This window comes from Capsulimonas sp. (assembly GCF_039929585.1).
Taxonomy (GTDB): Bacteria; Armatimonadota; Armatimonadia; order Armatimonadales; family Capsulimonadaceae; genus Capsulimonas.
The window spans coordinates 21,548-27,547 of record NZ_JBDSQY010000354.1 but is presented as its reverse complement, the minus strand read 5'-3'; the positions used below and the strand labels follow the sequence as shown (position 1 = coordinate 27,547).

At 56.1% G+C, this 6,000-nt stretch carries 7 protein-coding genes and 1 tRNA gene; 4 read left to right on the top strand and 4 right to left on the bottom strand.

The window, feature by feature from the left end; all coding sequences use genetic code 11:
* Positions 1–140 precede the first annotated feature (140 nt).
* From coaE to ABIZ35_RS27340, 4 genes are read left to right on the top strand one after another with little or no spacing between them, the layout of a single operon-like run.
* Positions 141–743 carry a dephospho-CoA kinase gene (gene coaE / locus ABIZ35_RS27355; RefSeq protein WP_348223112.1) on the top strand — a complete coding sequence of 201 codons (603 nt, stop codon included), beginning with the start codon at positions 141–143 and terminating at the stop codon, positions 741–743.
* A gap of 57 nt (positions 744–800) precedes the next feature.
* Positions 801–1,385 carry an adenylyl-sulfate kinase gene (gene cysC, locus ABIZ35_RS27350; RefSeq protein ID WP_348223111.1) on the top strand — a complete coding sequence of 195 codons (585 nt, stop codon included), beginning with the start codon at positions 801–803 and terminating at the stop codon, positions 1,383–1,385.
* Between the two features lie 13 nt (positions 1,386–1,398).
* Positions 1,399–2,130 carry a hypothetical protein gene (locus ABIZ35_RS27345; RefSeq protein WP_348223110.1) on the top strand — a complete coding sequence of 244 codons (732 nt, stop codon included), beginning with the start codon at positions 1,399–1,401 and terminating at the stop codon, positions 2,128–2,130.
* Positions 2,131–2,145: 15 nt separating this feature from the next.
* Entirely contained in the window at positions 2,146–2,883 is a 738-nt protein-coding gene (locus ABIZ35_RS27340; RefSeq protein WP_348223109.1) for a hypothetical protein, read from the top strand.
* Between the two features lie 84 nt (positions 2,884–2,967).
* Here ABIZ35_RS27340 and ABIZ35_RS27335 read toward each other — a convergent pair whose 3' ends face one another.
* The 4 genes from ABIZ35_RS27335 to ABIZ35_RS27320 form a co-directional block, all read right to left on the bottom strand.
* Positions 2,968–4,320: a hypothetical protein gene (locus ABIZ35_RS27335; protein ID WP_348223108.1), complete on the bottom strand. Its 1,353-nt coding sequence runs from the start codon at positions 4,318–4,320 to the stop codon at positions 2,968–2,970.
* Positions 4,321–4,512: 192 nt separating this feature from the next.
* Positions 4,513–4,588: transfer RNA gene (locus ABIZ35_RS27330), tRNA-Glu, on the bottom strand.
* 68 nt (positions 4,589–4,656) lie between these two features.
* On the bottom strand, positions 4,657–5,469 hold the full coding sequence (locus ABIZ35_RS27325) for a C40 family peptidase (RefSeq protein ID WP_348223107.1): 813 nt from the start codon (positions 5,467–5,469) through the stop codon (positions 4,657–4,659).
* 319 nt (positions 5,470–5,788) lie between these two features.
* A complete protein-coding gene (locus ABIZ35_RS27320) occupies positions 5,789–5,974 on the bottom strand; it encodes a hypothetical protein (RefSeq protein ID WP_348223106.1) in 186 nt (61 codons plus the stop codon).
* Positions 5,975–6,000: the final 26 nt, after the last annotated feature.

The following is a 6,000-nucleotide window of genomic DNA, read 5'->3' as shown; positions in this document are numbered from 1 at the left end:
TCACTTCAGCGCGCTGAAGGAAGCGGCGGGCGAAGAGGAAGCCGAGACCTCCGAGACCGAAGAGAAAGAGTAATCACTCTTAAAGAAAAGGCCCCCGTTATGCGGGGGCCTTTTTTGTTGTCAAATCTCAGGGGATAATCATGAGCATCTTGGGGATCACCGGCGGGGTCGCAACCGGCAAAAGCGCGGTCACACAGTTTCTCGCCGACCTGGGCGCGCCTACCGTCAGCGCGGATGTCATCGCTCGCAATATCCTGCTTCCCGGCTCTCCGGCCACTCAGAGCGTCCTGAGAGCGTTTCCCGACTGCCGCGACGTACAAGCGGAAATCCCCGCCATTGACCGCGCCCTCCTGCGAGCACGCATTTACAACGATCCCGAAGCGCGGAAGACATTGGAGAGCTTCACCCATCCCGCGATTATCCAAGAACTCCGCAATCAGATCGCGCAATGGCGAGCTGCGAAGGTCCCCCTTGCCGCCGCCGAGATCCCATTGCTCTTCGAAGCTGGCCTGGAAGATCTGGTCGACACGATCGTCGTGACGTCTTGTTCCGACGAGATACAAATCCTGCGCCTGCGGGCCCGCCTTGGGATCGACGAGACGGAAGCGCGGCGGCACTTCGCCGCCCAGTGGCCGCTTGCGGAGAAGGTCGCGCGCGCCGATGTCGTGATCGACACCAATGGCGTGCTGGACGACACCTGGCGTCAGGTCTCCGATCTTTACGTGCGGCTGACCGCGCTTTGACACCGTTTCCGGGCATTAGGTATAATTTTCGCGCGGCAAAGAAGCCGCCCCAGTTCCGTGAGGAGAAGTCGAGTTTTTATGTCTGATACGCAATCCGCCTCGCACCGAGGCTTTACCCTTTGGTTCACCGGCCTGAGCGGCGCCGGAAAGTCCACGCTCTCCAGCGCCATCGCCGAGCAATTCCGCACGCTGGGCTATCGCGTGGAAGTTCTGGATGGCGACGAAGTGCGAACGCACCTTTCCAAGGGCCTCTCATTCTCCAAAGAAGACCGCGACATCAATGTCCGCCGTATCGGCTACGTCGCGCGCCTGCTGGCCCGCAACGGCGTGATCGCCATGACCGCCGCTATCTCGCCTTACGCCGACGTCCGCGACGAGATCCGCGCCCTGCACGACACCGAAGGCGTCCCATTCATCGAAGTCCACGCCCAGGCCACTATCGAAGCCCTCGCCACCCGCGATGTCAAAGGTCTCTATAAGAAAGCCCTCGCCGGCGAGATCGAACACTTCACCGGCGTCACCGACCCTTACGAAGCGCCGGAAAACCCCGAAGTCCGCGTGCGTACGGATCAGCAGACTGTCGCCGAATCCGTCGAGCAGATTTTAACTGAACTGCGCGCGCGCCAATTAATCCCAAGCTAACAACGAAACCACCATGATCCACGCCCTCCTGCTCGCCGGACTGTGCGCCTTCTCAGCTCCCGCAATCTACAGCGAGGGCGTTCGGCGTATCACGCCTACGAAGTCTCATGCGCAGCATCCAGATCCCTTTCAAAACCTGAAAGCTCACTACGTCTCAAGATCGAGTGGGATACTCTTAATCTGGAACGGCGGACGCGGGCGGCTTGAGCAGACAATCAAATTTCCGGCTTATGATCTCGAAAAAGTTGGAGATGATACGGGGGGATGGTGGCTCTCAGATTACAAGGACGCTCCACATCGCCCAAGAGCATTTCGGTGCTTTGATGCCTCGCTTCCGTTACTTGTATTTGTCGCCAAGCGGGAATCCGGGGTTTATGGTATCCAATCCCCAATTATCTATGCCTTGCATCACAATCGTTGGGAATTGCTTACAGTCAAACCCAGCTTAACGGAATTTACCGACCGGGGTTCTTTCTATCTTAGTGGAAACAAACTGTACGTTTGGGATTACGCCGCGGATGATCGTTATGCGCATCAAGCGCCGCAGCGCTATTGGCTGAAAACGTTCCTCATCAAGAGAGATCGCTTAGTCAAGATGCACACTCTCACGACATCTCATCGCTACTCGATTATCGAAGAATATCCCCTTCCGGCGAACTATCCGGCAGAGAAAGATCCGCTTCGGGAATTTGGATTAAGATGGCGCTGGTGGGGCAGGGGACAAACGGCGCTCAAATTGCAATAAAATCGGGAGATGACGATGTTAAATACTCTGCTTCTGCTGCACGCACTTAATTCCTCTCCTGCGCGTTGCAGTGATAATATCCGTCGTGTCACTCATGTCGTCCATACACGTCATGCCCGCGAACCGCATGTGTGGAAGGATTTGAAAGTACGTGCGATCCCTGAGCCAGGCGATTCTGGTTTAACAGCTGGAGAAATATTGAGCTGGCAAGGGCGGCGTGGCCGGCTTGAACAGCGGGTGAAATTCCCAAAATGCATTGAAGAAGATCCCGATCCAGAGATGCCGCCAGGCTGGTGGTTGACGCAAGAGCCTATTGCCGCACGCCAGCCGGAAGCTTTTCTATGCTTTGATGGGCCTTACCCACTGCTAGTCTTTGTCGCGGGACGCGCGTCCGGCGTTTACGATGTCCAATCGCCGCTCATTTATGCATTGAGTCATGACCGCTGGAAATTGCTCAATCCCGATCCGCGAGTGACGGAATTTACAAATCGCGGATCATTTTATATCCGTGGAAATCGGTTATACGTATTTGATTACGGTATGGAAGAAGGATATTCGCACGGAGCCGCGCAGCATTATTGGCTGGAAACGTTTATCATCAAAAATGATCGCCTGCTGAAGCAGCATAGTCGCATGACTTACCATCGATACAAGACATGGGAAGGCCCAGACCCACTGCGTGAATTTGGCCTGAGATGGCGCGATTGGGGAGAGGGCAGGGAAGGCATTAAGATTTCGGGTGATCGTAACTGAAAAAAGCGCTTCGCAAATGCGAAGCGCTTTTTTTAATTCACTGTCTTGCTTGATGAGATGCCTCTGGATCGAAACGGAATGCGATCAGTAACCCGTTTGCGGGTTGAAGCGCAACTGCCATAGCTGGGCGTTGGAGTTATTCGCGTCCCATTCTTGAACAGGGGTTCCAATGCCTGTTCCGCCATTCTGGTCGTCCATCACCCAGCCGTCTGAGAAGGTGACTTTGTAGCAGCCTGGGAAGGTGGATGAGGGCGTGAAGGTGAACTTCTGGCTGCCGCCGTTGTACCAGGGGTAGAGCTGGTAAGCGCCGCCGTGGCTCTGTGAGACCGTGGATAGGGTTTGGGAACTGCCGGTGTAGTATGCCAGTGACCAGACGCTGTTCCAGAAATTGCTGTTTTGGCCGGTGCAGCTGAGCGTCCAAATCTGGTTCTTGTTGACGCTCGTCCATTGGTTGATGTGATCGCCGGTGTTGGGAACGCCGTCCGCGACGGTGGCGGCGTTCAGAAGCAGGCCGCTGTTGATGTTGGCGAGCTGCACCATATGACCGCCGCTGTTGGGAATGCCGATGCCGTTCAGGATCTCAGTGGCGCCCCAATTGGAGCCTGGTCCCCAGGCAAGGTCGGGCCAGTAGAAGCCGCCGGTGGCTCCGTTCCCTACAGCCCAGTTGAAGAAGGAGGTGGAGGAGTGGTTATTGCTTTCGATGCCGGGCATCACATGGAAGCCGCCGCCGAATGCGGCGTTCCAATTGCCGGGATCGTTGCCCGCGCCGCCTTGATAGCACTGGAGGTAAACGAGGTCGCAGCCGCTTCCCAGGTTGTGCTTGAGCTGCACCCAATAGTTTTGGTTCGTGTAGGGCGCCAGCGATACTTTGAAACCGCGGCCGTTCAGGAGCTGGCCGAAGGATGTCGCTGAGGCGACATCGTAGGTTTGCTCGTCATCGAAATTGATCGCGTCGATCCCTGGGACCGCATTCTTGAGCGCCTGGAAGTTTCGGTACAGGATGCTGCCGGATCCCGTGCCCTGGGAGGCGATCAGGTTCTTGATATTGGTAAAACTGGCGTCTCCCCAGCCGCCGATGCAGACCTCGTACCGGTAAACGGTGGTCGGAGGCGTCTTGAGGGCGTTTACGTTTGGCGACCAGCTGGATGAGCCAACGTAGGTTCCGCCCGTGACGAGTGTATTGCCGCTGTAAGTAATGTCGCCATTGCTTTGGACGCTGATGGCGAACATAATCAAGCCGTTCCATCCAGAAGTTTTGAGACCGGAGACGGCGGAAGAGCCGGTGAACTGATAGTAGTCACAGCCATCCGCCCCGTAGATCGCCGTGTAGGCCGCCTGGGCGGGCCTGGGCGCGCTCAATGTCAGTACAAGCGCCGCAGCTGACGCCGCGAGCGCAGCAATGCGCCGCGCGATTTGGATCAATGTCATAGAGTTCATCCCTGGTTCCTTTTGCTTTTAAAATAGCAAATGTATCTATGAGAACATTTGTTGCATATAGCATCATTGGGCTACATCTCATCATACAGGGAGCGTAAGGGGACGTCAATTGGGCAATTGTGTCTGGTTGTGTCATTTTGTGACGTCAGCACAACAAAAAAAGCGCCTCGCAAATGCGAAGCGCTTTTTTCTTGGTAGCCCGTACCGGGATCGAACCGGTGGTTTCCTCCTTGAAAGGGAGGCGTCATAACCGCTAGACCAACGGGCCAGATGTAGAGGAGTATACCCTCCGCCGCTTGCTATGTCAAGACATAGAAGCGGCGGAGCGTGGAAATTTTAGTTGCCGCGCGGAGCAAGCGCCATTGCCCGCATCTGGGCGGGGAGGACGCGGCGCGCGCCGGCGTAGTGGTTGGCGTAATAGGATTCGCCCAGGCTGTCTTCACGGACGCCCTTATGCGAATTGGCCGCATGCACGAACTTGCCGTTGCCGGTGTAGATGCCGACGTGCGAGATGCCGTGCTTGTAGGTGTTCTTGAAGAAGACCAGATCGCCCGGCTGCAAGTCGCCGGAAGCGACAGGCGCGCCGTTGTAGTACTGCTCAGTCGCGGTGCGCGGGAGATCAACGCCGCCCGTGTGGCTGAGGATGTACCGAACGAAGCCGGAGCAGTCGAAAGCGCCTCGGGAAGTGCCGCCCATGCGGTAGCGGGCGCCGCGCATCGAATATGCTGCTTCGACGACGTTGCCGCTGGCGAGGGCGCGGTCCTGCATCGCGACCTTGGTCTGATGGGCGCTCTTGTTTGCCTGATGCTTTGCGACGAGCAAGTGATGCTTAGCCTGGATCTTGGCGAGCTTCGCTTGATGCGCGGCCTGCTTCTTGGCGAGGCGCAGCTCGTGAGCCGACTTGGGCTTAACGGCCACAATGGTGCGAGTGTGATTGACGGTGTGGGCGAGCTTAATGGCTGCTCGGTGGGAATAATTGCCGGCGGTGATGACCGCAGCGGGTAATGAGTGCTTGTGGTGAGAAGTCTTCGCGAAGGCGGGAGTGAGCGAGACGGTGAAGCTAGAGACGGCGAGAGCGACGATGACTGCGGACTTGGCAGCCTTGTTGAGTAGGGTCGTAGGGCGCTTGCCCTTTTTTTGAAAAATCAAAAGTACATGTTCCTTTCGAACGGTTCTTTGAGGACGCACATATCGTCTGGTGAGACGGAGTGCAAGGCGTCGGTGGAGACTTTCGAAAAAGACTTCCAAACAAGCTGTGCAATTCGTACTAAATTTCACAACTTGTCTATCATATCCCAATGACAATCATTTGTCAAGGTAAAAATACCGGTTTTGTGTTTAAATCGGCTAAGTCTCCGGGTACCTACATCTAATTGTGGCGAATATGCGGAGAAAAATTAGAGCAAAAAAATCCCGCTTTCATTCAAAAACTGAATGAAAGCGGGATTTTCGACGCGGGTTGGGAGAGTTACTTGACTGCGCTCAAATCATCGCTGGCGGCGCCGGCTTCGCGCTGATAGTAGCCAAGTTCCGCGAGCAGGTCACTCGGGTCGGTTTCGAAGAACTCGGAAATCGCGTGAATAAACTCGGCGGACGGCGTGGCGGAATCGGCGGCCGGCGTACAGCTTGCGGCGTCTTGCATCTCGGTGTTCATGTGTCTTCTCCTCAGCGTTGAATGAG

What these genes read in the sequence shown, in the direction of transcription:
- ABIZ35_RS27340 (WP_348223109.1), top strand. Translation starts at nt 2,146, where the DNA reads ATGTTAAATACTCTGCTTCTGCTGCACGCACTTAATTCCTCTCCTGCG.
- coaE (WP_348223112.1), top strand. Translation starts at nt 141, where the DNA reads ATGAGCATCTTGGGGATCACCGGCGGGGTCGCAACCGGCAAAAGCGCG.
- ABIZ35_RS27335 (WP_348223108.1), bottom strand. Translation starts at nt 4,320, where the DNA reads ATGAACTCTATGACATTGATCCAAATCGCGCGGCGCATTGCTGCGCTC.
- ABIZ35_RS27320 (WP_348223106.1), bottom strand. Translation starts at nt 5,974, where the DNA reads ATGAACACCGAGATGCAAGACGCCGCAAGCTGTACGCCGGCCGCCGAT.
- ABIZ35_RS27345 (WP_348223110.1), top strand. Translation starts at nt 1,399, where the DNA reads ATGATCCACGCCCTCCTGCTCGCCGGACTGTGCGCCTTCTCAGCTCCC.